Source organism: Vibrio sp. B183 (assembly GCF_000740665.1).
In the GTDB taxonomy this organism is placed as follows: Bacteria; Pseudomonadota; Gammaproteobacteria; order Enterobacterales; family Vibrionaceae; genus Vibrio; species Vibrio coralliilyticus.
Genome location: NZ_JPQB01000002.1, coordinates 157,285 through 182,855, shown reverse-complemented (window position 1 = coordinate 182,855; position 25,571 = coordinate 157,285). Strand labels below are relative to the sequence as shown.

General features: G+C 44.4%; 27 protein-coding genes and 1 riboswitch. Of the genes, 11 read left to right on the top strand and 16 right to left on the bottom strand.

The genetic code is table 11. The features are described 5' to 3' along the window. Positions 1–2: 2 nt before the first annotated feature. On the bottom strand, positions 3–887 hold the full coding sequence (locus tag IX95_RS00985) for a D-hexose-6-phosphate mutarotase (protein WP_038156065.1): 885 nt from the start codon (positions 885–887) through the stop codon (positions 3–5). Between the two features lie 155 nt (positions 888–1,042). Beyond that, complete coding sequence (gene gap / locus IX95_RS00980) at positions 1,043–2,038, bottom strand: type I glyceraldehyde-3-phosphate dehydrogenase (protein WP_006962931.1); 996 nt, start codon at positions 2,036–2,038, stop codon at positions 1,043–1,045. A 336-nt stretch (positions 2,039–2,374) separates the two neighbouring features. Between gap and msrB the strand changes: the two genes are divergently transcribed. Further along, the gene (gene msrB / locus IX95_RS00975; RefSeq protein ID WP_019275322.1) at positions 2,375–2,794 is read left to right on the top strand and encodes a peptide-methionine (R)-S-oxide reductase MsrB; all 420 of its coding nucleotides are present in this window, start codon (positions 2,375–2,377) and stop codon (positions 2,792–2,794) included. Positions 2,795–2,832: 38 nt separating this feature from the next. On the opposite strand, the gene IX95_RS00970 is transcribed toward msrB, so the two are convergent. Next, on the bottom strand, positions 2,833–3,654 hold the full coding sequence (locus IX95_RS00970) for a DUF2989 domain-containing protein (RefSeq protein ID WP_021454951.1): 822 nt from the start codon (positions 3,652–3,654) through the stop codon (positions 2,833–2,835). Positions 3,655–3,761: 107 nt separating this feature from the next. Here IX95_RS00970 and IX95_RS00965 point away from each other — a divergent pair, with 107 nt between their 5' ends. After that, positions 3,762–4,049, top strand: coding sequence for a YeaC family protein (locus IX95_RS00965; RefSeq protein WP_006962928.1), 288 nt, complete (start codon positions 3,762–3,764; stop codon positions 4,047–4,049). A 66-nt stretch (positions 4,050–4,115) separates the two neighbouring features. Here IX95_RS00965 and IX95_RS00960 read toward each other — a convergent pair whose 3' ends face one another. The 4 genes from IX95_RS00960 to IX95_RS00945 all read right to left on the bottom strand — a co-directional run bounded on the left by IX95_RS00960 (position 4,116) and on the right by IX95_RS00945 (position 7,209). Continuing rightward, positions 4,116–4,610 carry a YchJ family protein gene (locus IX95_RS00960; RefSeq protein WP_038156063.1) on the bottom strand — a complete coding sequence of 165 codons (495 nt, stop codon included), beginning with the start codon at positions 4,608–4,610 and terminating at the stop codon, positions 4,116–4,118. A gap of 18 nt (positions 4,611–4,628) precedes the next feature. Beyond that, positions 4,629–5,846, bottom strand: a complete 1,218-nt coding sequence (locus IX95_RS00955; protein WP_019275326.1) for an EAL and HDOD domain-containing protein — start codon at positions 5,844–5,846, stop codon at positions 4,629–4,631. A 65-nt stretch (positions 5,847–5,911) separates the two neighbouring features. Then, on the bottom strand, positions 5,912–6,658 hold the full coding sequence (lpxH, locus tag IX95_RS00950; RefSeq protein ID WP_019275327.1) for a UDP-2,3-diacylglucosamine diphosphatase: 747 nt from the start codon (positions 6,656–6,658) through the stop codon (positions 5,912–5,914). A 56-nt stretch (positions 6,659–6,714) separates the two neighbouring features. Then, complete coding sequence (locus tag IX95_RS00945) at positions 6,715–7,209, bottom strand: peptidylprolyl isomerase (protein ID WP_006962924.1); 495 nt, start codon at positions 7,207–7,209, stop codon at positions 6,715–6,717. A 203-nt stretch (positions 7,210–7,412) separates the two neighbouring features. On the opposite strand from IX95_RS00945, the gene cysS reads away from it, so the two are divergent. Next, positions 7,413–8,795: a cysteine--tRNA ligase gene (gene cysS, locus IX95_RS00940; protein ID WP_019275328.1), complete on the top strand. Its 1,383-nt coding sequence runs from the start codon at positions 7,413–7,415 to the stop codon at positions 8,793–8,795. Positions 8,796–8,867: 72 nt separating this feature from the next. Beyond that, positions 8,868–9,446: a thymidine kinase gene (locus IX95_RS00935; protein ID WP_021454953.1), complete on the top strand. Its 579-nt coding sequence runs from the start codon at positions 8,868–8,870 to the stop codon at positions 9,444–9,446. Positions 9,447–9,536: 90 nt separating this feature from the next. On the opposite strand, the gene infA is transcribed toward IX95_RS00935, so the two are convergent. The 3 genes from infA to aat form a co-directional block, all read right to left on the bottom strand. Then, positions 9,537–9,755 carry a translation initiation factor IF-1 gene (gene infA / locus IX95_RS00930; RefSeq protein WP_001040192.1) on the bottom strand — a complete coding sequence of 73 codons (219 nt, stop codon included), beginning with the start codon at positions 9,753–9,755 and terminating at the stop codon, positions 9,537–9,539. An 80-nt stretch (positions 9,756–9,835) separates the two neighbouring features. Beyond that, positions 9,836–10,534 (bottom strand): arginyltransferase, encoded by a 699-nt coding sequence (locus IX95_RS00925; protein ID WP_038156056.1) that lies wholly within the window; start codon positions 10,532–10,534, stop codon positions 9,836–9,838. After that, on the bottom strand, positions 10,531–11,253 hold the full coding sequence (gene aat / locus IX95_RS00920; protein ID WP_038156054.1) for a leucyl/phenylalanyl-tRNA--protein transferase: 723 nt from the start codon (positions 11,251–11,253) through the stop codon (positions 10,531–10,533). Before aat ends, IX95_RS00925 begins: the two co-directional genes overlap by 4 nt. A 17-nt stretch (positions 11,254–11,270) precedes the next feature. Between aat and IX95_RS00915 the strand changes: the two genes are divergently transcribed. Then, entirely contained in the window at positions 11,271–11,726 is a 456-nt protein-coding gene (locus IX95_RS00915; protein ID WP_019277764.1) for a glycine zipper 2TM domain-containing protein, read from the top strand. Positions 11,727–11,885: 159 nt separating this feature from the next. Next, the gene (aroA, locus tag IX95_RS00910) at positions 11,886–13,166 is read left to right on the top strand and encodes a 3-phosphoshikimate 1-carboxyvinyltransferase (RefSeq protein WP_038156052.1); all 1,281 of its coding nucleotides are present in this window, start codon (positions 11,886–11,888) and stop codon (positions 13,164–13,166) included. A gap of 44 nt (positions 13,167–13,210) precedes the next feature. On the opposite strand, the gene IX95_RS00905 is transcribed toward aroA, so the two are convergent. Further along, complete coding sequence (locus IX95_RS00905; protein WP_038156051.1) at positions 13,211–13,459, bottom strand: YciN family protein; 249 nt, start codon at positions 13,457–13,459, stop codon at positions 13,211–13,213. Between the two features lie 365 nt (positions 13,460–13,824). On the opposite strand from IX95_RS00905, the gene topA reads away from it, so the two are divergent. The 4 genes from topA to IX95_RS00885 all read left to right on the top strand — a co-directional run bounded on the left by topA (position 13,825) and on the right by IX95_RS00885 (position 20,593). Beyond that, positions 13,825–16,452 (top strand): type I DNA topoisomerase, encoded by a 2,628-nt coding sequence (topA, locus tag IX95_RS00900; RefSeq protein ID WP_038156048.1) that lies wholly within the window; start codon positions 13,825–13,827, stop codon positions 16,450–16,452. Between the two features lie 506 nt (positions 16,453–16,958). Beyond that, positions 16,959–18,176 carry a glucose-1-phosphate adenylyltransferase gene (glgC, locus tag IX95_RS00895; protein WP_038156046.1) on the top strand — a complete coding sequence of 406 codons (1,218 nt, stop codon included), beginning with the start codon at positions 16,959–16,961 and terminating at the stop codon, positions 18,174–18,176. Beyond that, positions 18,166–19,623 carry a glycogen synthase GlgA gene (gene glgA, locus IX95_RS00890; RefSeq protein ID WP_038156045.1) on the top strand — a complete coding sequence of 486 codons (1,458 nt, stop codon included), beginning with the start codon at positions 18,166–18,168 and terminating at the stop codon, positions 19,621–19,623. The genes glgC and glgA overlap by 11 nt, the downstream gene beginning before the upstream one ends. Before the next feature lie 166 nt (positions 19,624–19,789). Next, on the top strand, positions 19,790–20,593 hold the full coding sequence (locus IX95_RS00885; protein WP_006962913.1) for an alpha/beta fold hydrolase: 804 nt from the start codon (positions 19,790–19,792) through the stop codon (positions 20,591–20,593). Here the strand turns inward: IX95_RS00885 and IX95_RS00880 are convergent. The 5 genes from IX95_RS00880 to torD form a co-directional block, all read right to left on the bottom strand. Further along, entirely contained in the window at positions 20,590–20,901 is a 312-nt protein-coding gene (locus IX95_RS00880; RefSeq protein ID WP_019277759.1) for a DUF7577 domain-containing protein, read from the bottom strand. The two genes, IX95_RS00885 and IX95_RS00880, sit on opposite strands and share 4 nt — an antisense overlap. Continuing rightward, positions 20,898–21,593 carry a TVP38/TMEM64 family protein gene (locus IX95_RS00875; protein ID WP_006962911.1) on the bottom strand — a complete coding sequence of 232 codons (696 nt, stop codon included), beginning with the start codon at positions 21,591–21,593 and terminating at the stop codon, positions 20,898–20,900. Before IX95_RS00875 ends, IX95_RS00880 begins: the two co-directional genes overlap by 4 nt. A 139-nt stretch (positions 21,594–21,732) precedes the next feature. Beyond that, entirely contained in the window at positions 21,733–22,326 is a 594-nt protein-coding gene (locus tag IX95_RS00870) for a TfoX/Sxy family DNA transformation protein (RefSeq protein ID WP_006962910.1), read from the bottom strand. A gap of 186 nt (positions 22,327–22,512) precedes the next feature. Then, positions 22,513–22,599, bottom strand: a riboswitch (cyclic di-GMP riboswitch). A 145-nt stretch (positions 22,600–22,744) separates the two neighbouring features. Next, the gene (purR, locus tag IX95_RS00865; protein ID WP_006962909.1) at positions 22,745–23,752 is read right to left on the bottom strand and encodes an HTH-type transcriptional repressor PurR; all 1,008 of its coding nucleotides are present in this window, start codon (positions 23,750–23,752) and stop codon (positions 22,745–22,747) included. A 216-nt stretch (positions 23,753–23,968) separates the two neighbouring features. Beyond that, positions 23,969–24,616 carry a molecular chaperone TorD gene (gene torD, locus IX95_RS00860; RefSeq protein WP_006962908.1) on the bottom strand — a complete coding sequence of 216 codons (648 nt, stop codon included), beginning with the start codon at positions 24,614–24,616 and terminating at the stop codon, positions 23,969–23,971. A 237-nt stretch (positions 24,617–24,853) separates the two neighbouring features. Between torD and torR the strand changes: the two genes are divergently transcribed. Continuing rightward, positions 24,854–25,567 carry a two-component system response regulator TorR gene (torR, locus tag IX95_RS00855; RefSeq protein WP_019277756.1) on the top strand — a complete coding sequence of 238 codons (714 nt, stop codon included), beginning with the start codon at positions 24,854–24,856 and terminating at the stop codon, positions 25,565–25,567. The last annotated feature ends 4 nt before the right edge of the window (positions 25,568–25,571 follow it).

Genomic DNA, 25,571 nt, shown 5'->3' with positions numbered 1-25,571 from the left:
AGTTATTGAGCGGAAATAGAGGTGATAAGTTGATGTGTCTCACCAGGTTGAAGTGTTTTTCCTAGTTCAATGCTTGGTGCGTGAAGAGTAGATTCGACACACATCATTGTTAAATACCCGTCATTCGTCATATCTGACATAGATTCAGCACCTTGTGCCCATGGGTTCCATAATACAGCCGAGTTGTGGCCTTGGTTCTCCACGCTTAGTGTGCGATCCAACACTGGATCTTTCACTAAAATTTGCGCTTCTGGCTGAGTGTAAACACGGTCGATAGTATCAGTAAGTTGAAGAACCTTGTCACCTTGGCAGATTTCACCTGCTTTTAGGCTATCGATGTACTCAGGGCCCATCCCAGTAGTTTGTGCTTGTTTGATGTTGCCTACGTTAAGATACGTGTGCAATGCCCCTGAAAATGCCCAAGGTGTCGTATCAGTATTGGTGACGTCGAGCGTCACTTTAAGCTCGTTGCTGACTTCTATTATTAAACGCGTATCAAATTTATGTGGCCAGATTGATAGCGTTTGCTCTGAAGGTTTCAGTCCGAGCTCAATCACAACTCCTTGTTCATTTTCACGATGTTGTAGCAGTGACCACTCACTGGTACGAGCAAAGCCATGTGCAGGCGCAGCAATGCGGCCAAACCAAGGCCAGCAAATTGGAATGCCACCACGAAGCGCTGCCTTACCATCAAAAATGGCGCTGTTGCTCATCCAAATCAGATCTTCTTGGCCTACTGGTGTGAACGATACGACATGTCCACCGTGCAGCGCGATGCCTGCTGTTGCTTTTTCATGAATCACGCGGACGACTTTAACCTGATCAACTTCAACGATAGTGACGTTGTCAGATAACACGGTCAGGGCTGGGAGAGTTTTTAAATCCATGTGTAGTTTCCTATCGCTGGGGAGAGCTTTTCGACATACTTCGCACATTATATGCAATGTCGAGTTTGTATTACCTCAAAGTCCAGATACAAAAAAGGCGACTCTAGAGCCGCCTTTTCTTTAACGAAGTTATTCGCTAATTGCTAACTATCTAATTACTTAGAGATGTGAGCGATTAGGTCTAGAACTTTGTTTGAGTAACCGATTTCGTTGTCGTACCAAGATACAACTTTAACGAAGTTATCAGTTAGAGCGATACCAGCTTTAGCATCGAATACTGAAGTTTGAACTTCGCCGATGAAGTCTTGAGAAACAACTTGGTCTTCAGTGTAACCTAGAACACCTTTAAGCTCGCCTTCAGAAGCTTCTTTCATTGCTGCACAGATAGCTTCGTAAGATGCGCCTTCTTTTAGGTTAACAGTTAGGTCAACTACAGAAACGTTAGCAGTTGGTACACGGAAAGCCATACCAGTTAGTTTGCCGTTTAGTTCTGGAAGAACAACGCCTACAGCTTTAGCAGCACCAGTTGAAGATGGGATGATGTTCTGAGAAGCACCACGACCACCGCGCCAGTCTTTAGCAGAAGGACCATCTACAGTTTTTTGAGTTGCTGTAGTAGCGTGAACTGTAGTCATAAGACCAGATTCGATACCGAACTTGTCGTTAAGAACTTTAGCGATAGGCGCTAGACAGTTAGTTGTACAAGATGCGTTAGAAACGATGTCTTGACCAGCGTAAGTGCTGTCGTTAACACCCATTACGAACATTGGAGTTGCGTCTTTTGAAGGACCAGTTAGAACAACTTTCTTAGCACCAGCAGTGATGTGCTGACGTGCAGTTTCGTCAGTTAGGAAGATACCAGTTGCTTCAGCTACAACGTCAACACCGATTTCGTCCCACTTAAGGTCAGTTGGGTTACGCTCAGCAGTAACACGTACAGTCTTACCGTTAACGATTAGGTTACCACCTTCAACTTCAACAGTACCGTTGAAACGGCCGTGAGTTGAATCGTACTTAAGCATGTATGCCATGTACTCTACATCGATCAGGTCGTTGATACCTACAACTTCGATGTCGCTACGCTCTTGTGCTGCACGGAATACGAAACGACCGATACGGCCAAAACCGTTAATACCTACTTTGATAGTCATTATAGTTGCTCCACAACTTAATTTCTGATTAAAGATAACTGGTAGTAAAATTACAGAATCCAGTCAAAATCTGCAACAGATAATCGGACTTAACTTGTTTAAAGTCAAAAAAAAGCGTCGCTTTTTTTCACAATCAGTCGTAATTGACTATCTTTTGAACGGATTATAGGTTTTTTGTCTAACCAGTTGACGTAAAATAGATCAAACGCTTTCACTTTTGATCAAAGTTTAAGCGTCCTTTTATGGATTCAAAGTATGTGCTACAAACAATAAATTGCGCAAGTTTTTGAGAAAAAAAGTCACAGTAATAGTGATTAATTCGGAGAAAAATACAAAGTGGAACAGGATAATAAAAAAGTCATCAAACCAAATGAATACTGGCGTGAAAAGCTTTCTGAAGAAGAATATCGAGTATGTCGAGAGCAGGGAACAGAAGCACCGTTCACAGGTAAGTTACTGCACAACAAGGAAACTGGGGTATATTCTTGTACTTGCTGTCAGGCTCCTCTATTTCAATCAGATAACAAGTATGATTCTGGTTGTGGTTGGCCAAGTTTTGATGCCCCTATTAATGATCAGGCTATTCGTTATTTGGAAGATCTAAGTCACGGAATGGTGAGAACAGAGATTAGGTGTGCAGCTTGTGATAGCCACTTAGGTCACGTTTTTCCTGATGGGCCAAAGACAACAGGCGAAAGATTCTGTGTAAATTCTGTGTCGTTAATTTTCAACAATTCAGTAAAAAGCGGTGATTAAATCACCGCTCATTGTTTAATCCTTTCAACTTGCCGACACTAATTGAAGCTAGGAACCATGTTTCTTTGATAAGTGCCGCTATCTAGTGCGCTTTCTATATTATCGGCAATACCGTCAAGCTGTTTGTACTTGTCTTTACTGAAGCCGTAAAGAATCTGCATTTCTTGCTCTGAGCCAATAATGGGTACTTCAAAGCGATTTGCGACCATTGCCCAGATGTAAGCTTGTTCTTTGCGATTCAATTGATAGGTAATGCTGGCGAGTGTTTTGAAGATATCCGTGTTGAGGTTCTTGCCTTTACTCAGCTCAAGTGACTTGTTGAGCAAGTTTATGGTTTTCTCCAGATCGCGGCTGGTATAGAAAGTCGCCAGTGCATACTGCATTTCTGGCGTGTCTAAAGCGGGTGTACCTTCGAGTTGGAGGAAGCTTCTTTGCGCTTCATCATCGCCAGTTTGGCTCCATAGAAAATAGAGTGATTCTGGTGAAGAAGACTTGCGAATTCGTTCGACTAATTTTTCCAGGTCTTCGCCGGAGTTGATCAGCGCGTTAAATCGGCGCTCTTTGAGTCCGGCTTGCTCAATCGGTTGGATTTGCGATGCCAACTCAAGACACTTCTTATACGCGGCCAGAAAATGGTATTCATCAATAATATTGCTGTCGGTCGGTTGTTTACGTACTTCATTACGATGCCAAATCAAATCGGTTCTAGGAACACGGCATTGACCATCGTTCATATTAAGCCGTTCACATTGTAAGCTAGGGTTGTCTGCGCACAGTTTGTCGGTGTTCTGACGGTTTTCGAAACACCCTGATAGCGCAATAGCCAGACTGAAGATTAGTAGTGCTTTTATATGATTCATATTTTGATTTGCTTGTGATCCGTTACACTTATTCTTGGGTGCAATCTTGACTCAGAATGCCAGCCAGTTATGTTCTTTCCATCTCAGTTACAACTTAAGGATAGACCATGGACGCAGAGCAGTTAATTAATGCCATTACACCAGAGGCATACGAGCGTCTACTCTATGCTGTAGAAACGGGGAAGTGGCCTGAGGGTACACCACTTTCTCAAGAGCAGCGAGATTCGTGTATGCAAGCTGTGATGTTGTATCAATCTAAGCACAATGCAGAAGCGCAACATATGACAGTGGCCCAGGGGGGCGAGATCAGTTTTAAGTCAAAAGCGGAACTGAAAAAGCAATTCAAGCAAGATCAACAAGATATTGTGAGAGTTAACCCAAACAAAGACGCTTAGTACTTTACTAAGCTCAGAAACTAAAAGCAGGATAATCATCCTGCTTTTTTACTATCTAGCCTGTAGTTAGCCGCAACATCTCTTAAACTTTTTACCGCTACCACAAATACAAGGATCGTTTCGGCCGACTTTGAAACTCTTTATAGTTTGATTGAGCCGTGGATCAACGTCTGGCTCTGGAAACGTACCGTCGATGTAATACCATAGCCCATTTTCTCGCACAAAACGTGAGCGCTCTTCGAGACAGTGTTGCACGTTATCTTCTTTGAAATAAGCCTTGAAGGTAACGAAGCCTTCGTCTTTATCGCTGCCTGCTTCTGTATTGATGACTTCAAGTTTGCACCAATCGCTTTCTACCGATTGCTGAATTCCTTCACGTTGTTCAATGGCATTGCAACTTGGATGATAAGTGTCTATGACGTAATCGACCAGATGCTTAACGTGTGCGCTATAGCGGGAGCGCATTAATTTTTCAGGAGTTTTGGCTTTAGAATGATCGAGGTGAATTGGCTCGCAGCATTCGCTGTAGCTTTTTTCTGTACCACAAGGGCAGTGTTGCATGATGGCTCCAATGAAGCGCTATTTTGTTGACACTGAGAGAAGATCTGCAGTCCATTTAACCGATGCGTCATAGCTTTTACTTAAATCTTGTGGATTCAAGCCTAAAGACTCGCTAAGGTCGGATACCTCTTCCCAATCAGCTAACTCATACGCTTCGGTTAACATGAGAATGCTGCCTAGTATGCCTTCATTCTGCGTCAATGCCAGCTTTACGGTTTCTTCAATAGGAATCTCAGTCACTATTACATCCAATGGTTTGTCTAACAGGCTGTCTAGTAGTGAGAACATACCGGTAAGAAAAGCTTGCCCGGACTCAAGTTCTACTTGAAGCTTCTCTCCGATCAGCTCGCAAAACCGCGCACGCTGTATAGATAGCCCATATAAGTAATCGGGTTTACTATCTTGAGTGGATGCCAGCGATACCAAAGAAATGAATTTGCGTAACTTATCCTCGCCAAGATAAACCAAAGCCTGATGGAAAGACTGAATCTGTGTCTGAACGATGGCTGACGAATTGACAAAAGTCAGTAGCTTGTAGGATAAGGATAAGTCTTTACTGATTAGTGATTCGATGGCTTTGTAGTCAATCTCATCTTTCGAAATCTCGGTCAACAGTTGAATAACTGTCATGAAAGAGGGTTCTAACGCTTTTTTACTGATCATTTCAGGCTTGCTGAAAAAATAGCCTTGGAAATATTCAAATCCTGCTTTTTTTGCTTGCTCAAACTCTTCATAGGTTTCTACTTTTTCCGCCAGAAAGCGAATGTTACTGCCCTCGAGCCTTTTCATAAAAGCATGGGCTTTTTCAATGGGCACTAACCGAATATCAAACTTAATCAATGAAACATAAGGAAGAAAAGGGCGCCATTCCTTATTAGGGATAAAATCATCTAGTGCAATGGTATAGCCTTTGGCTGCCATATCTTTTATTGCATCAAGCAGTTCTTCAGTTGGTGGGCAGTCTTCTAAAATTTCGATGACAAAGTTCTCTGATGGAAACAAAGTCGGCACTCGATTTATCAGACTTTGGTACGGGAAGTTAACAAACCCAAGTTTATCCCCAAGAGTCTCATAATGTGTATTTAGAAAGTGATCAGACAATAAACGACTGGTGGCATGTTCAGGGTCTATTTCAGGGAAGGTATTTTTAGGACCATCCCTGAACAAGAGTTCGTACCCTACAGTTTGTTTATCTCGGTTTAAAATCGGTTGTCTGGCTATGTATGAGTTTTTCAAAACCTAGTTCCAGCGTCTCATTATTAGTAATGGAATTGGCCAAATTCCAATGAATAATTAAGAGTTTAGTCAGCTTCTTCCACTGAAGTCTGAAATGGCCTAGCTTCCAACTCGAAGCTATTTTTAGCATAGACCAGAACTGAGCCTTGAGTGTACCAATCCCCTAAAACAATACGGGTTTTTTTAGTATTGTTCGCGGAGAATACGTGTACATTAGGGCGGTGAGTATGTCCGTGAATCATCAAATCGACGTTGTGGTATGCCATGACCGCTTCCACTTCAGTTTGTGTCACGTCCATGATGTCGAGTGATTTGGTTTGTTTGTCGGTGCGAATATCAGATTGAACTTTCGATACAATCTTCTTTTTAATAAACATTGGGATGCGATTGAACAACCATTGTAGCCAAGGTTGATGCACTTTCTCTCGATACTGGAGGTACTTTACATCTTCAGTACACAGTGTGTCGCCGTGCAAAACCACGGCTTTTTTGCCGTATAGGTCAATCACTGTCTCATCACCCAGCAAGGTGACACCAGTTTGCTTGGCAAAGCGCTTACCGACGAGGAAGTCGCGATTACCTTGTGTGAAGTAGCAAGGTACCCCAAGAGAGGTCAGTTGCTTGAATTCGCGACGAATTTGCTTGGCAAAATCTGAGCGGTCATCATCGCCAATCCAAAACTCGAACAGGTCGCCGAGAACGTATAAGGCGTCAGCATGAACGGCTTCTTCACGCATAAAGCGAATAAAGCAATCAGTGATGTCTGGTGTGGTAGAAGAGAGATGGAGGTCTGAAATAAATAATGTGGTCATATTTTATTAACCTGAAGAAACAACGAGGGAGAGCGTAGTGCTCCCCCTGACAATCATTATTCTTCGATTGTGGTACCTGTGATGACAACGTCTTCAAGAGGTACGTCTTGGTGCATGCCTTGAGAACCTGTGCTTACACCTTTAATTTGGTTAACGATATCCATGCCTTCAACCACTTCAGCGAATACACAGTAACCCCAACCGTCTAGGCTCTCGCTGCGGAAATCAAGGAAAGTGTTGTTGTTCACGTTGATGAAAAACTGTGAACTTGCTGAATGCGGTTCCATGGTACGTGCCATTGCTAGCGTGCCAACTTTGTTGCTCAGGCCATTGTTTGCTTCGTTTTTGATTGGTGCGCGAGTTGCTTTTTCACGCAGACCAGATTCCATGCCGCCACCTTGGATCATGAAACCGTCGATAACACGGTGGAATAGCGTGTTGTCGTAGAAACCATCACGGCAGTACTGCAGGAAATTCGCGCATGTTTCTGGTGCTTTCTCTTCGTTTAGCTCAACTTTGATGTCACCAAAATTAGTGTGAAGGGTGATCATGATGATGTCCTTTATTTATGACTTTGACTTAAAAACTGAATTCTATATTAACTTTTGCCACTTTTATACGTGAAAAGTGGCTCTCTAGAGGTGAATAATGAGTTTGGTGGTGGCTTTTTGCACATTTCAGGGATGACCTGAAGGTAAGCATATTGGTATACTGAGCCACTATTTTTTTTCACCTAAATAATTAGATAGAGATCATGTTAAAGATATATAACACACTCACAAGACAGAAAGAGGAATTCAAACCAATCAATGCTGGCAAAGTTGGCATGTATGTCTGTGGAGTAACCATCTACGATCTCTGTCACATCGGTCATGGTCGTACATTCGTTTCTTTCGACGTAGTGTCTCGCTACCTGCGTTACCTCGGCTATGATCTGACCTTTGTTCGTAACATCACCGATATCGACGATAAGATCATCAAGCGCGCCAATGAAAACGGCGAGAGCTGTGACTCTTTAACAGAGCGCCTTATTGGTGAAATGCACGCTGACTTTGACGCTCTGAATATGAAGCGCCCAGATGTTGAGCCACGTGCGACAGAATTTATTGCTGAAATTATCGAGCTGGTTGAAAAACTGATCGAGCGCGGTTTTGCATACGTTGCTGACAACGGTGACGTCATGTTTGAAGTTGGCCAGTTCGACGAATACGGTAAGTTATCTAAACAAGATTTAGATCAGCTTCAGGCTGGCGCTCGTGTCGATGTAGAAAGCGCAAAGCGCAGTCCGCTAGACTTTGTGCTGTGGAAAATGTCAAAGCCAGGCGAGCCAACATGGGAATCGCCATGGGGCGCGGGTCGTCCAGGTTGGCATATTGAGTGTTCAGCAATGAACTCATCAATCCTAGGTAATCATTTCGATATTCACGGTGGTGGCTCGGATCTTCAATTCCCGCATCACGAAAATGAAATTGCTCAGTCATGCTGTGCTCACGACACTCAATACGTGAATACTTGGATGCACAGTGGCATGGTGATGGTCGACAAAGAGAAGATGTCGAAGTCACTGGGTAACTTCTTTACCATTCGTGACGTGCTTGGTCATTATGACGCAGAAACGGTTCGCTATTTCCTAATGTCAGGGCATTACCGTAGCCAGTTGAACTACAGTGAAGAAAACCTGAATCAGGCTCGTGCATCTCTTGAGCGTCTATACACCTCGCTGCGTGGTTTGGACCTAACAGTCCCAGCAGCTGGTGGTGAAGAGTACGTTAAGCGCTTTACCGAAGCCATGAACGATGACTTCAATACGCCAGAAGCATATTCTGTGTTGTTTGACATGGCTCGCGAGATCAACCGTATTAAGAATGATAACTTAGAGCAGGCGAGTGCGATGGGTTCACTAATGCGTGAATTGGCGGATGTGATAGGTATTCTTCATCAAGAACCAGAAGCGTTCTTAAAAGGTGATGCAGGTAATGATGATGAAGTGGCTGAGATTGAAGCGCTTATCAAACTGCGTAACGACTCGCGTGCGTCTAAAGACTGGGCAAATGCCGATATGGCGCGCGACAAGTTAACTGAGATGGGAATCGTGCTTGAAGATGGCCCAGAAGGGACGACTTGGCGCCGTAAGTAACTGAATTTTATTGAGGGCTGTTGATTCAGCCCTTTTTCTTTTTTATTTATATTTTTATACGGGTAGCAATCAGTGGCTCAGATGTACTTCTATTACTCTGCGATGAACGCGGGTAAATCCACCACTCTTCTTCAATCCTCATTTAACTACCAAGAACGAGGCATGACGCCTGTGATTTTTACCGCTGCATTGGATGACAGATACGGCGTCGGTAAAGTGAGCTCTCGTATCGGTTTACAGTCGGATGCTCAATTGTTTCGTCATGACTCTGATCTCTATCAGGATATTGCCGCCTTAAACGAGGTGGAAAAGCGCCACTGTATTCTAGTTGATGAGTGCCAGTTTTTGACTAAAGAGCAAGTTTACCAGCTGACAGAAGTAGTGGATAAGCTGAATATCCCGGTGCTGTGTTATGGCCTGAGAACGGATTTTCTGGGCGAGCTATTTGAAGGCAGTAAATACTTGTTGTCTTGGGCAGATAAGTTGATTGAACTAAAAACAATCTGTCACTGCGGACGCAAGGCGAACATGGTTATCCGTACGGATGAGCACGGTAATGCCATTGCTGAAGGCGATCAGGTTGCGATTGGTGGTAATGACCGCTATGTGTCAGTGTGTCGCCAGCATTACAAAGAAGCGCTTGGCAAGTAGGAGCGTAAATGCTAGACAACAAAAAACGGAGCTTCAAGCTCCGTTTTTTGTTGTATTCGACTAATTCGGATTGCGCAAAGCAATCAGAGATTAACGAGCACGGAAGACGATGCGACCTTTAGATAGATCGTATGGAGTCATCTCTACAGTTACTTTGTCACCAGTAAGAATACGGATGTAGTTCTTACGCATTTTACCAGAGATGTGAGCAGTAACTACGTGACCGTTTTCTAGCTCAACACGGAACATTGTGTTTGGAAGAGTATCAAGGACAGTGCCTTGCATCTCAATTACGTCTTCTTTAGCCATTTAATCCTCTTTTAAAAATGGATAATTTCAACCGGCCAATTTCGCCGATAAAAATGAAATAAGTAAAGTTGGGGCGTATTCTACCCTTGCCAACGCTGATTTACTAGCCTTTGATGGCGCTGAAAGCGGACTTTGTAATTCATTGCAGGGCATTCGTCAATCTGATAACCCAAATAGAGCCACTGTTTTCCTTGCTGCTGGCAGTATTCAAGCTGAAATAGCACGCCGAGTGTCCCTAAAGATAATTCGTAATCCGGGTCAAAAAAGGTGTAAAACGCGCTGGCAGAGTTGGACAAAATATCGGTTACCGCTATCGCAATGAGTCGATCTTGGTCATAAACATGCAGATATTGAGTATTGAGCCAGTGGCATTGTGAAAACTGGGCAAACTCATTTTGTTTAGGTGGGTACATGGTGCCATTGCTATGGCGAGCCTCAATATACTTTGAATAGAGCTCAAACCAACCTGGAATCATTTCATCGCGTAATTCCCATTTTAGGTGTTTGGCCTTATTTCTTAAGCGTTTTTGACTTTTTGAAAGCTGGATGTCAGGTACAGAGACTCTGAGAGCTTGGCAAGATTGGCACTGATCGCAATGGGGTTTATATATCGTATCACCGCTACGACGAAATCCATTCGCCAGCAGAACTTCATAGCTTGATGCTGTGTGCATGGTTGGATCGAGAGCCACAGCAACACGTTCTTGCTTGTCTTGAAGATAACTACAAGGGTGACTATCTGTTAACCCGATACGGATTTGTTGCAGATCAGAACTCATTGATTCTCCTCTGAAGACAGCTCAAGCCACTGAGCTTTAAAGCTGTTTTCAACAACCTTTTCCTGTCTTAAGGATAGCAGGCTTTGCATGAAGTCATCTCTATCGAGTTCCTGAGCACCAAGGGATTTCAAATGTGGATTCATCACCTGACAATCGATTAATTGTCCTTTCATCGACTTGAAATGTTCGCAGAAATACCACAACGCGATCTTGGAAGCGTTGGTTTCTCGGCTGAACATCGACTCGCCGCAAAAAACTTGTCCTATAGATAGGCCATACAAGCCTCCAATAAGCGCTTCATCTTTCCACACTTCCACTGAATGGCAGTGCCCTAGCGTTGCCAGTTTCTTGTATGATGCGCGCATTTCTTCATTGAGCCAGGTTTCGTGTTCTGGCCGCATTGATGCGCAATTATCGATAACAGCCTCGGTCGCAAGGTTGATGCTGATCTGATATTGATGCTTTTTCTGAAACTTTTTAAGACTTTTAGCGGGTTTGAATGTCTTAGGATCAAACACTGCTCTCGGTGATGGACTCCACCAAAGAAGAGGCTCACCTGGCCCATACCAAGGGAAAATCCCATTCTGGTAAGCGAGCAATAGACGGTCAGGAGACAGGTCGCCACCGAATGCAAGCAACCCATTTGGATCATTTAGGGCTTCGTATGGAGATGGAAACCAAAGTTTGTCTTCGTCGAGTTCAGTTAAATAAATCGCCATGACGCAGGAGAACTATGATGAAAAAATGGCTTTGGATCTTATTCATTTTTCCGCTCGTTGCCAATGCAGCATATGAGAGAAATCAAGCCAGACCTGTGAATCAAGTCGTGTTTGGTGAAGTTGATTCCGTTCGCTATCTCACTCAACAAGATATTGTTAAAGCTGAATCTTCTGGCTGGGAAACGCTGCTTGGTGCTGTCGTGGGCGGCGTTATCGGCAATCAATTTGGTGGTGGGACCGGTAAACAAGTCGCCACTGGCGTTGGCGCTGTGGCAGGAGCAGGCATTGCACACAATCGCGCTAATCAAGAATATAAAGTGGAGTACAAGCTGGTCGAATTGTTGATAAAAACGGACGACGATAAGCTGATCGATGTCATTCAGGATGTCGACAACACTATGTTGTTTGAGCGGGGCGACAAGATACGAATCCTGTATTTCGATAACGGTGTTAGAGTTGATAAAGAGTATTGATTCGCCCTGTGTATTGCTATTGCATAAGCCAAATAAAAGATCACGACTAATTGTGATTTTGGTCTAGTTTTAGATGTCGATTTTAGATAGGCTGCAACTACGAAGAATTTTTCATCGCTTGCTTAGGAAGGCAAAGCGATCAAGGAATAACTGAATTTAATGGAAAGCCTTACGTTACAACCTATCAACAAAGTCAATGGTGAGGTCAACTTACCCGGTTCTAAGAGCGTTTCTAACCGTGCGTTATTGCTAGCAGCACTCGCTAAAGGGACGACTCGTCTAACTAACCTTCTAGACAGTGACGACATTCGCCATATGCTGAATGCACTGACTCAACTTGGTGTGAATTATACGTTGTCGCAAGACAAAACGGTTTGCGAAGTGGAAGGGCTAGGTAAAGCCTTTGATGCTCCGGAAGCATTAGAGCTCTTCTTAGGTAATGCGGGTACGGCAATGCGACCTCTCGCTGCTGCTTTATGTCTGGGTAGCGGAGAGTATGTTCTGACGGGCGAGCCTCGTATGAAAGAGCGCCCGATAGGCCACCTAGTTGAAGCCCTTCGTCAGGCTGGTGCTGACGTTGAATACCTAGAAAATGAAGACTTTCCTCCACTGAAAATTAAAGGAACGGGCCTAAAGGGCGGTACGGTTGAAATTGACGGTTCGATCTCAAGTCAATTCCTGACGGCATTCTTGATGTCTGCGCCGCTGGCACAAGACGATGTAATCATTAGAATCGTTGGTGAGTTGGTGTCGAAGCCATACATCGATATTACTCTGCACATCATGTCGCAGTTCGGTGTTGAAGTAGAGAACAATGACTACCAGGAATTTGTCATCCGTAAAGGTCAGCCTTACGTTGCTCCGGGTGATTTTCTTGTCGAAGGCGACGCCTCTTCTGCTTCTTATTTCCTGGCTGCTGCTGCTATTAAGGGTGGCGAAATTAAAGTAACAGGGATTGGTAAGAAGAGCATCCAGGGTGATATCCAATTTGCTGATGCGCTAGAAAAGATGGGTGCTGAAATCGAATGGGGTGACGACTACGTTATCTCTCGTGTTGGCGAACTGAATGCGGTTGATATGGATTTCAACCATATCCCTGATGCGGCAATGACAATTGCTACTACCGCACTGTTCGCTAAAGGCACAACGGCGATCCGTAATGTCTACAACTGGCGAGTGAAAGAAACTGATCGTTTAGCGGCGATGGCAACAGAGTTGCGCAAAGTAGGCGCAGAAGTGGAAGAAGGCGAAGATTACATCGTTGTGACACCACCTCAACAGCTAACTCATGCGGCTATTGATACCTATGATGATCATCGTATGGCGATGTGTTTTTCTCTGGTTGCGTTGAGTGATACACCTGTAACGATCAATGACCCGAAATGTACGTCAAAGACCTTCCCTGATTACTTTGACAAGCTGGCTTCACTGAGCTGCTAACATAATGAACCCTGATGCTCGTCATCAGGGTTTTATTCTGCTGTCTAATCTTCTAAGGTAAATTCTTTCGACAGTTGATGCGCTAAGTATTTGAACATATTAAATACAGCGGTAGTGTTTGCTGTTGGCAGACCTGCATCATCCAAAAAGTAATTTCCTTTGAATACTAAAACTTCATCTTTTTCTTCGACGCTGTTTGCTCGCATTCCTTCAACATAGTCTTCATGCTCCTGAATGATGTGGTTGGCTATCAGCAACAATTCGAATTTGGAAATGACTTTCTTCTCGCTCATATTTATCACTCGCTTATCAACGCGTTTATATAATAGAGGGGATTGTAGAAGGGTTAATAACGAAAGCAATTGCGTCAGATCAATCTAGCTTGTCCCAATGTTAAACGGGCAATGCGATGGGTTTTGTGACCGAAGGCAAAAATTTTTTTGTTGTACTAGCGGAAGCATCTTTGCCACGTTTAGTATGTGGCACTTTCTAAGCATCGAGACAATTACCATTCGTCGAATTGTCGACCAGTCAATGTTGAATTTAAAAAAAGATATTGATCTTCTTGGTTTCTCGCTCAATAGTAAAAAAAGAAGCAATATATTAAGTATGTCGTGCGTTAAATCGCCGGAATCATATTAAGGACACTTGAGTCAATATGGGTAAGTCACTCGTTATTGTGGAGTCGCCGGCTAAGGCTAAAACCATCAATAAGTATTTAGGTAAGGACTTTATTGTTAAGTCCAGTGTGGGTCACGTACGCGATCTACCTACCGCAGGTCAGAGTACCGGCCAGAAGGCAGCGGCTGTCTCTACGAAAGGTTTGAGTGTTGAAGAGAAAGCTCGAATCAAGAAAGAAAAAGACCGCAAAGCGCTGATCAAAAAAATGGGCATCGACCCATTTAACGGCTGGGAAGCGAATTATCAGGTCTTGCCTGGTAAAGAAAAAGTGGTTGCTGAGCTACAGAAGCTCGCGAAAGACGCAGATAGCGTCTATCTCGCAACCGATTTGGATCGCGAGGGAGAGGCTATCGCTTGGCACCTTCGTGAGATCATCGGTGGCGATGAAGAGCGATACAAACGAGTTGTATTTAACGAAATTACTAAGAACGCGATTCAACAGGCTTTCCAGAAACCGGGTGAGCTCAGTATGGATGGCGTTAATGCCCAGCAGGCGCGCCGTTTTATGGACCGTGTTGTGGGCTTTATGGTCTCTCCACTATTGTGGAAAAAGGTCGCGCGTGGCCTGTCTGCCGGCCGTGTACAATCGGTCGCGGTAAAACTATTGGTTGAGCGCGAGCGTGAAATCAAAGCGTTTGTTCCAGAGGAGTTCTGGGATATTCACGCGGATACCAAAACGGCCAACAAAACTGATTTTCGTCTTCAGGTTGCACAGAAAGATGGTGTGGCATTTAAGCCATCCAACGAAGCTGAGACGCAGTCAGCAATTGCTGTACTGGAAAAAGCTGCGTACGAAGTGTGCAAACGTGAAGACCGCCCAACGTCGAGCAAACCGTCCGCTCCGTTCATTACATCAACGCTTCAGCAGGCAGCCAGTACTCGTTTAGGTTACGGAGTTAAGAAAACAATGATGTTAGCTCAGCGTCTGTATGAAGCGGGTTACATCACGTATATGCGTACCGACTCAACGAACTTGAGTGCTGAAGCCGTAGAAACGGTTCGTGGATTCATTGGCGATGAGTACGGTGATGCTTACCTTCCGGCTAAACCTAATGTGTATGGCAGCAAAGAAGGTGCACAGGAAGCGCACGAAGCGATCCGACCATCAGATGTGGCGGTTAAAGCTGACGATCTGAAAGGCATGGAAGCGGATGCGCATAAACTGTATTCACTGATCTGGAATCAGTTTGTCGCGTGTCAGATGACACCTGCGAAGTACGATTCTACAACAGTGAGCGTCAAAGCTGCTGAGTACACGCTGAAAGCGAAAGGTCGCATTCTTAAGTTTGATGGTTGGACTCGTGTTCAGCGTCCATTAGGTAAGAATGAAGACCAGATCCTGCCTGCCGTTCAGGTTGGTGACAAAGTTGATTTGATTCAATTAGATCCTAAACAGCACTTTACCAAACCACCTGCGCGTTTCACTGAAGCGGCTTTGGTTAAAGAGCTTGAGAAGCGAGGCATTGGCCGTCCGTCAACGTATGCGTCAATCATCTCGACCATTCAGGATCGTGGTTACGTTAAAGTTGAACAACGTCGATTCTACGCCGAAAAAATGGGTGAAATCGTAACGGATCGCTTAGACGATAGCTTCCATGAGTTGATGAACTATGAGTTTACGTCTCGCATGGAAGAAAAGCTTGACCAAATTGCTGAAGGTGAAGCGAACTGGAAGAAGGTTCTGGATAACTTCTTTGGTGACTTTACCGGAGATCTGGAAAAAGCGGAGCAGGACGAAGATCATGGTGGCATGAAGCCAAACCATATCGTCTACACCGATATCGAGTGTCCAACTTGTTCTCGCGAAATGGGTATCCGAACGGCATCGACAGGTGTATTCCTTGGCTGTTCAGGTTACGCACTGCCACCAAAAGAGCGCTGTAAGACCACTATCAACTTGGGTGACGAAGAAGGCATCATTAACGTTTTAGAAGAAGACGTTGAAACAGCAGCACTTCGTGCGAAGAAGCGTTGTCCGATTTGTGAAACTGCAATGGACGCCTACCTGATCGACGATAAGCGTAAGCTACACGTGTGTGGTAACAACCCTAACTGTGATGGCTACATTGTTGAGCATGGCGAATACAAGGTGAAAGGGTACGATGGCCCTGTCGTTGAGTGTGATAAGTGCGGCAGTGACATGGTTCTGAAGAACGGTCGCTTTGGTAAATACATGGACTGTACTAGCGAGACATGTAAGAACACGCGCAAAATCCTTAAAAACGGTGAAGTTGCACCGCCTAAAGAAGACCCAGTTCATCTTCCTGAGTTACCGTGTGAAAACTCAGATGCATACTTTGTATTGCGTGATGGTGCTTCTGGTTTGTTCTTGGCAGCAAGCACTTTCCCTAAATCGCGTGAAACTCGTGCTCCTCTAGTGGAAGAGTTGGTTCGATTCAAAGATCGTATTTCTCCGAAATTCCATTATCTGGCAACGGCACCTGAAAAAGATCCAGACGGTCTTCCTATGGTAGTGCGTTTCAGCCGTAAATCGAAAGAGAACTATGTTCGCTCAGAGGTTGATGGTAAGCCATCAGGCTACACGGCGCTGTACATTGATGGAAAGTGGGAAATTACCGATAAGCGTAAGAAGTCCGCGAAATAAAGCCATTGCTCCACGTTGAAAAAAGCAGCCATTTTAGGCTGCTTTTTTATTATCCGTTGACAATTGAAGGACGATGTTCAGTTTAATGGGCTGGCATTGGGATTGAGCAATTCATGAAACTGCCATCTGGTCGTCATATCATCTTGGCAATAAGTTTCGAACTGCGACCAAAGTCACCACTTTGTAGGTGTCGTGTTAACGACTTGTGTTAAAAGTCCGTGATTCTGTGAGCTGCTTCAGGGCAGCGCAAAGTAAACTTCGTCACGTTCAAGGTATAGCATCTTTTAAATTGTAAATTTAACGAAATACGGTAATTTATAGTAAACCCTGTGCACAAAGAATTATAACTATTAGACGAAACATAAAATGGATTTATGTTCGAAAAACAGGCTAAGCATTCCATATCGTATGTCTGCGTGAAATCAGACTAGCAACTAGGAAGACAAAGATAAGCCCCCGAAATAGAAACTTATCTGCAATTAAAAAATTATTATGGAGAATAAATAATGGCTGGTGTTTTAGGAATGATCCTTGCTGGTGGTGAAGGTTCACGCCTTCGTCCGTTGACAGAGTCTCGCAGCAAGCCCTCGGTTCCTTTTGGCGGTAGTTACCGTCTTATTGATTTCGCTTTAAACAACTTCGTTAATGCTGATTTGATGCGCATCTATGTGTTGACTCAGTTTAAATCCCAATCCCTGTTCCATCACCTTAAGAAAGGCTGGAATATCAGCGGCATCACCGATCGATTCATCGACCCAATCCCTGCGCAGATGCGTACTGGTAAACGCTGGTATGAAGGCACGGCGGATGCGATCTATCAGAACTTACGTTTTATGGAGTTGGCTGAGCCCGATCAAGTGTGCATCTTTGGTTCTGACCATATCTATAAAATGGACATCAAACAGATGCTCGATTTTCATAAAGAAAAACAAGCATCACTGACGGTTTCGGCATTGCGTATGCCGCTGTCTGAGGCTTCTCAGTTCGGTGTTATTGAAGTAGATGAAGATGGACGAATGATCGGCTTTGAAGAGAAGCCTGCGCAGCCTAAGCCGATTCCTGGTGATCCTCAACATGCGTTGGTTTCAATGGGTAACTATGTATTTGAAGCCCAACCACTGTTTGCTGAACTGATTGAAGACGCGGATAACCCAGACTCTTCTCACGATTTCGGCAAAGACATCATTCCGAAAATGTTCCCGCGTGGTGATGTGTTTGTTTATGATTTCAGTACCAACAGAATTACTGGCGAGAAAGAAGAAGTTTATTGGCGTGATGTCGGTACGATTGACGCCTACTGGCAAGCACACATGGACTTGCTTGAGAAAGACGCTCCATTCTCTCTCTATAACCGAAAGTGGCCTCTTCACACATTTTACCCAGCACTACCGCCTGCAACATTTACTGACTCGGATAATGGCCGTGTGCAGATCATTGACAGTCTAGTATGTAACGGCAGTTATGTTCGTGGCTCACGAATCGAAAAATCTGTACTAGGTTTCCGCAGTAATATTGCATCTGCGTGTGATATTAGCGAAAGTATCCTTTTGGGCGACGTGAAAGTAGGCGAGGGTTGTGTACTACGTCGCGTCATCATCGACAAAGACGCAGATATTGCACCTGGTACGCAAATTGGTGTGAACCTCATGGAAGACAAAAAGCACTTCCACGTCTCTGACGATGGCATTGTTGTCATTCCTAAAGGAGCACGAATTGGCTACTAAGAATTTATCTATTCTGTTTGTAGCATCGGAAGTTGAAGGACTCATCAAGAGTGGTGGCTTGGCCGACGTGGCCAAGGCGCTACCCGAGGCTCTCCTCAAACTTAATCAAGATGTACGAGTAACATTACCTGCTTATCAAAAAATACCTCAAGTCACATCAGCTCCAGTGGTGTTGAAGACGACACTAGAGCACTGGCCTCATACTGAGTATTTGGTTCGGGAGCTGCACGTTGCAGGCTTAAAAGTCTACGCGATTGATTGTCCTAAGTACTTTGACCGCCCAGAGATGTATGCCGAAAACAATCAGGCATACAGCGACAATGGTGAGCGTTTCGCTTTCTTTAGTGCTGCCTGTCTGGATATGTTGCCTAAGCTGGGTTTCCAACCGGATATTATTCACGCTAACGACTGGCATACGGGATTTGTTCCTTATCTGCTCAAACACCGATATGGCCGCACAGACTTTTTTGCCCAAACCAGAAGTATTCTGTCTGTGCACAATGCGGTATTTAAAGGTGTATTCAGCTACGAGGAGCTTCAGGTTTTGCCTGAAATGCATACTCGCTACGCACCGGACGCGGCAGTAAGCTCAACACACGTAACCATGTTAAAAGCGGGTGTGATGAATGCTGACAAGATCAATGCAGTCAGCCCAACTTATGCAGAAGAGCTCAAAACAGAACTAGGTAGCCATGGTATGGCTGCTGAGTTCAAACAGCGAGAAGGCGACTTAGTTGGTATATTGAACGGCTGTGACTATTCTGCTTGGAATCCGGAGACTGATCATTACTTGCCAACCAATTACAAGGCGAATCGTCAAAGTATGGTGCGCGGCAAAAAAGCCTGTAAGCGGGCTCTTCAGGAGCGCGTTGGCTTAGCGGAAAATGACGGCGCAGTGTATGGCATGGTATGTCGCCTGACGAACCAGAAAGGTGTCCATTACTTACTGCCGATACTCGACCAGTTTTTGCGTTATGAGGTTCAGCTGGTCATTGTCGGTACAGGTGACCCTGTGCTGGCATCTAAGCTTAAAGATATCGAAGCTTTGCACAGTGATAAATTCAAGTTCATAGAGGCCTACGACAACGAATTAGCTCATCTGGTGGAAGCTGGATCTGATTTCTTCCTAATGCCATCAGAGTTTGAACCTTGTGGCTTAAATCAGATCTACAGCATGGCTTATGGCACATTGCCGATTGTTCGGGGTGTTGGAGGGTTAAAAGACAGTGTTAACGATTACGACGCTGACCCAGAGACAGCAACTGGCTTTGTGTTTGAACTGCCAGAGCCCAAAGAGCTGCTTTTAACGCTGCAACGCTCATTGTTGTTGTACGCTCAGCAGCCCGGCGAACTCAAGCGTGTTCAGTTGTACGCGATGCAACAAGATTTTTGCTGGAACAAAGCGGCGGATGAGTATTTGAGTTTGTACCACAGTGCATTAGATTAATAACAATTGCTATGAAAAAAGGCGCCTATATGGCGCCTTTTTTGAGTTAAATTTAGGGTTAATTTGTGGTAATTGTGGGCTTAATTGGCATAAGCTGACTTAAAATATTGAGAGTTTGTGGTACTCTGCCCGACACAAAATTATTGACCTAACTGATTGCGAGAATATGAGCGAAACGCTTCTCTTCCATAAAACATATTTGCACCCAACCAGTAATGAGTGGGTGGTTTTTGTGCATGGTGCAGGCGGCAGCTCATCTATCTGGTTCAAGCAGATCAAGGCTTATCGACAGCATTTTAACTTATTGTTGGTGGACCTTCGTGGACATGGCAAGTCGAACCCGTTCATCAAAGAACTGATCTCAAATCGCTATACATTCAAAGCGGTTACGGCGGATATTCTCAAGGTTTTGGACCATTTGAAGATCACATCAGCGCATTTCGTTGGTATGTCTTTAGGAACCATTATCGTAAGAAATCTGGCAGAAATGTCGACGGGTCGGGTTAAATCTATGGTTCTGGGAGGCGCTGTAACGCGTTTGAACACGCGTTCACAAGTATTGGTGAAGCTGGGTAACTTGTGTAAGCACATCGTGCCTTATATGTGGTTATACAGCTTATTTGCTTATATCGTCATGCCACAGCGTACACAAAAAGAATCTCGTCACCTGTTTATCCGCGAAGCGAAGAAGCTATGCCAGAAAGAGTTTAAACGTTGGTTTATTCTCACGGCTGATGTGAATCCGATGATGCGATACTTTAAAGAGCGTGAATTGCCAATTCCTACATTGTATCTAATGGGGGAACGGGACTACATGTTTATTCGCCCGGTCAAAGAAATGGTCGCAGCGCACCAGAAGAGTACGCTACTGGAAATTCCCGATTGTGGCCACGTGTGCAACGTAGAGCGTCCAGAAGAATTTAATCAACACTCTATTGCCTTCATAAAACAACAAGCCATTACCAATTAAGCAGGGCCAGCGGCACCACACTGCCAGCAGATAGCGAATTGTGCTTCGTTAGTTTCTCCGCATTCCTCACATTGCCATTCTGAGCCAATCAGTGTTTGCTGCATATATTGTTCAATGATAGCGCTGGCTTGATTATGCATCTTGCTATCGAGAAGCCATATATAGGGTTGGGAGTTTTCACCGAAAGGGACTTCACCCTGCAAGCCAAACATACCTTCTCCTCGCACTTCACATGGAATGCGGTTTGATTTAAGAAGCTCGCAAACAATGTGAGCTTCTGGTGGGTTATCGGCGGTGAATATCTTCAAGAAGGGCTCCCATTTTGTGCTTGAGGCGCGCCTTTAATTTTTGCCATTACCCATTTAGCAATGACAGGGAAAAGCCCTAGTAGTGCGAATGAGGCTAAGACAGACGGAGATACGATTCCTGACAAGCTGTCAATTTGTGCCAATTGTGTACCTGCATTCAGATACACCGCAGTGCCTGGCAGCATACCTAACTGGCTAACGAGATAAAATCTCGCTGTTGAAAGTGGTGTTAGACCCATTAGAAGGTTGATCAGGAAAAACGGGAATACGGGGATCAGGCGTAATGAAAATAAGTAAAAAGCACCGTCTCTTTCAACGCCTTGGTTGATGGCATTCAGCTTGTCGCCAAACTTACTCTGAACCCAGTCACGCAAGAGGAAACGACTGCTCAAAAAGGCTAGTGTCGCACCTATGGTACTGGCAAAAGAAACAAGTAGTAGACTGGTCCAGAAACCAAACAAAGCTGCGCCGAGTAGAGTGACCACCGCTGCACCAGGGATCGAAAAGGCGGTAATGGCGACGTAAGCCAAGAAATAAGTAACGGCTGCAAGCACAAAGTTGTTATTGATGTATTCAGAAAGCGCTATTTGTTGGGCTTTCGCGTTTTCTAAGGTGAGGTATTGACCAAAGTTAATACCGAGAAAAACGATCAGGCCAACCAGCAGGACACCCAACACAAGTTTCTTATTCATAACGACTTCCTCTGTTTCGAGTCTCAGGCTTACGACTCAATAAAAATTGTTAACAAATAAGAACCGTTTGGCAAAGATTAAATTTCACAAACAATAAAAAAGCCAACCCGATTGGTTGGCTTTTCATCAATTTTGTCGATCAGTTGTTGAGTTTGTTGACCAGCTCTTGTCGTCGCTCTGGTGGAATCACTGACCAGTGTTTTCCGTTAATCGCCCCTTCAAGCGCCCATAGCAATTCAAGAGAGACCTCAGCAGAGTGCGTTGCCTGAATGGCCCTAAACGCTTCTACTGAACCTGCCTCTTCAAGGTTTTCAACGCTATCGATACCTGCTTTCTTTAGCATTCGTTCTGTTGCCAGACGGAGGTTCGGTAGGTCTTTGAGGCGATTTGGTCGTGTTTTAGCCTGCGACGTTTTCTCTTTCTTAGCTATCGCCAATGCACTTTGTGCGAGGGCGAGAGCACGAGTTGGGCAGGAAGCCACATCGTCAGTTAAAGCGAAATATTTGGTAACGACCGGAAAACCTCGTTTTTTATAAACGTAGGGTTCTAAGCCTTCAGATTTGAATTGACTAGCCAGTTTGTCATCCGCGCGGATGTGAAGCTTATCGTTGACCACCAATGCGAACATTGTGTCGTCTGCGAAGATTCCGAATCCGCCGAACATCGAACGCGATTTTATACGACCAAGCTGATCAAAAAGCCGCATCGAGTCTTTAAGTATTGGTTTATCCATGCTGTGTTATCTCGGTGTATATTATTATACGCCACCAAATTCAGGTCCGAGAGAATAGCAAAATAATGCAGATAAAGTGTCAGTAAGGTGTCATACCGAAATAAAACTCACACGTTAGTTACTTAGCTCTAGATAACAATTACAGTGTACTGTTTTAAACGATACGGATCGTTTGCATTTTTGCCCATCGGCAACCCCGCTACCTTTCAGTCTCCTGAGTCAGGCCGGAAGCTTTGCGTCCCACTCTTTCGAAGTGGTTTGCCCTGTTCGTGGCATTAGTCGAACATTTTAAGGATAAATAAAATTTGAGGTAAGTATCACATCTCTATTGACCAAATGTGATCTTGGTTCAAGGAAATTGCGTGAAAATGATATGTCCGACTAATAGATTGAGTTATTAGTCGGACTATTGAGCATGCTATTTGTTTAAGTTGTACACCGTATCACGCACGACAATTTCAGGGTGCATTTCGAATACACGCTTTTCGTGTTCTTTGTCCTTGATACGCTCTAGAAGGATTTCAAACGCGTTTTTACCAACACGACGTTTAGGTTGGTGAACCGTTGTTAGCGGTGGTGAGAAGTACTCTGCAAGCTCAATGTTATCGTAACCAATCACAGAAATATCTTCAGGTACGCGAATACCTTTCTGCTGTAGACGACTCATTAAGCCAAGTGCCATAGTATCGTTGAAGCAGAATACTGCGGTTGGCTTGTCGTCCATGGCGACAATTTTGTCTGCCGCTAATACCGCAGTATCACATTCGAAGTTACCTTCAAGAATCCAATCTTCTTTCACGGTTAGATTCGCTTCATCCATTGCACGACGGAATCCTAGGATGCGTTCCTGACAAGCTGCCTTTTCAAAGTGTCCGCTTAAGCAAGCAATGTCTTTGTGACCGTTATCGATAAGGTATTTCGTCGCGAGGTAGCCACCTTCTTCTGAGTTATCAATGATCTTATCGGCTTGAGAACTCTCAGGGCCCCAGTCCATAACTACTTTTGGGATGTCTTTATGGCGGTCCAGCATTTCGCTCAGTTCTTCAGTCAGGTCAGAACACATAACCAAAATGCCATCGACACGCTTTTCTGCCAGCATGCGAATGTAGTCGCGTTGCTTTTCGTAAATACCACCAGTGTTACACAAGATCAAAGTGTAGCCTTGACGATAACAGTAGCTCTCAACACCATCGATGACTTCAGAAAAGAACAGATTGGTAGATTGAGTAACAAGCATACCAATGGTGCGTGTACTGTTGCACTTTAAGCTACGGGCAACAGCACTGGGGGCGTAATTCAGTTCGGTAACGGCTTCCATTACCTTTTCCTGAGTCGCTTCAGCAACAAAGCGAGTTTTGTTAATTACGTGAGAAACGGTTGTAGTAGACACGCCAGCTAAGCGTGCCACGTCTTTTATAGTGGCCATAAGGTTCTGTCCTGTCGATGACTGCCAGGAAGCATATTCAGATTGTAGAATAATTTGGCAGAAAGTATCAGAAACACAAAAACCGCTGTATTCAGCGGTTTGTCTCTAGTTCATTCGTTTTTATCGTTTGCGGTCACGATTTTAGACCGCAAACAACAGAAGAGCAAATAAAAAACGTAACAGTGATAAGTTATGTATCACACAATTACTATATGGTTACTCGCCTTTCAGATAGGCACAATCCAACTCAAGAAAGGCGATCAACAGCAATGAAACTGCAGAATAAAATCCAAACTCATCTAACGCCTGACACTTTTTACTAAATTGTGGAATCCAACTGAGGAGCTGTTGCTGGATAAACTGCTCTTGCTCTGAAAACGCTTCTTCCATATGTCGGTCTTGCTCTAACTCATTAGAACGGATGATCAGATTGCCAAGGAAATCGAGCTCAATAGCGATATGGTCAGCTGGTTCATTAAGTCCCTTTTCGACCTCGATGCCATGCTCTGCCATCAGCTTTTCCATATCAGTAGCAGGCTGATCATTGAGCAGGCCAGACTTGCCAATGTACATTGACGCGTAAGGCAGTGCGGAATCCTTATCTGACTTTAGAAACAAATCGCAGAAATCAGCGGCAAGTTCCAGTTGTGCATCATCGCGATCCATCAGTCGATTTAATGCGTCAATTACGCGCTCTATTGCTGGCTTAAGGTGGGAGTTTTCACCAAGTCCGGTCAAGAAAGATCGGATCTCTGCTGAGTGATACTGCTGAAGGTTATCTTCTGTGAGCTCTTTGGCATAAAGGCTCGACAGCCACCAGTATATTTCGGCACGTTTTTCGTTGAATGCTTTGATTTCTTGCATTAGTTCAGACTCCTGAAAATTCTACCTATTAGTTTAACGAATAAAAATGAATAGCGGTAATGGTGGTTGTTTCAGGTTGAGTGCAAAAATGGAAAGTTATGAACGCCAGAGACTAGGTTTGTTTTGAATCAATAAACACTCAGGTTTCTGGATAGTAAGCGGACAAAGACTAGAATTGTTACTGATTATGAATAGAATACAAGTGAAGACAATTCCAAGTGTAATTAAGTGGTGTAAATGAGCTATCACGTATTAGTAGTTGAAGATGACGCAGTGACTCGCAGCAAGTTGGTTGGGTACTTTCAAAATGAAGGTTATCAGGTCAGCGAAGCCGAAAGCGGCGAGCAAATGCGCGACACGCTACAAAATCATGCGATTGACTTAGTGATGCTTGATATCAATCTTCCTGGTGAAGATGGGTTGATGCTCACTCGCGAACTTCGCAGTCAGTCGGATATTGGAATTATCCTGGTAACAGGACGCACGGATAGCATTGATAAAATCGTAGGTCTAGAAATGGGCGCAGACGATTATGTAACCAAACCGTTCGAACTTCGTGAACTGCTTGTTCGTGTTAAAAACCTATTGTGGCGAATTGCCGCTGCTCGCAATGCCATCGACGTCAATGAGCAGAATAAAAATGAGGGCAATGTGGTACGTTTTGCGGAATGGACTTTCGATGTTCAGCGTCGCGCTCTAAGTAAAAATGGCGAACCCGTGAAACTGACCAAAGCCGAATACGAGCTGTTAGTAGCCCTTTCCTCATACCCGAATCAAGTACTGAGCCGTGAACGTATCCTGAATATGATCAGTCACAGAGTCGATGCACCTAATGATCGCACCATCGATGTGTTAATTCGACGCATGCGCGCTAAGATGGAATTTGACCCCAAGAACCCACAAATCTTTGTTACCGTCCATGGTGAAGGGTACATGTTTGCGGGTGATTGATCTA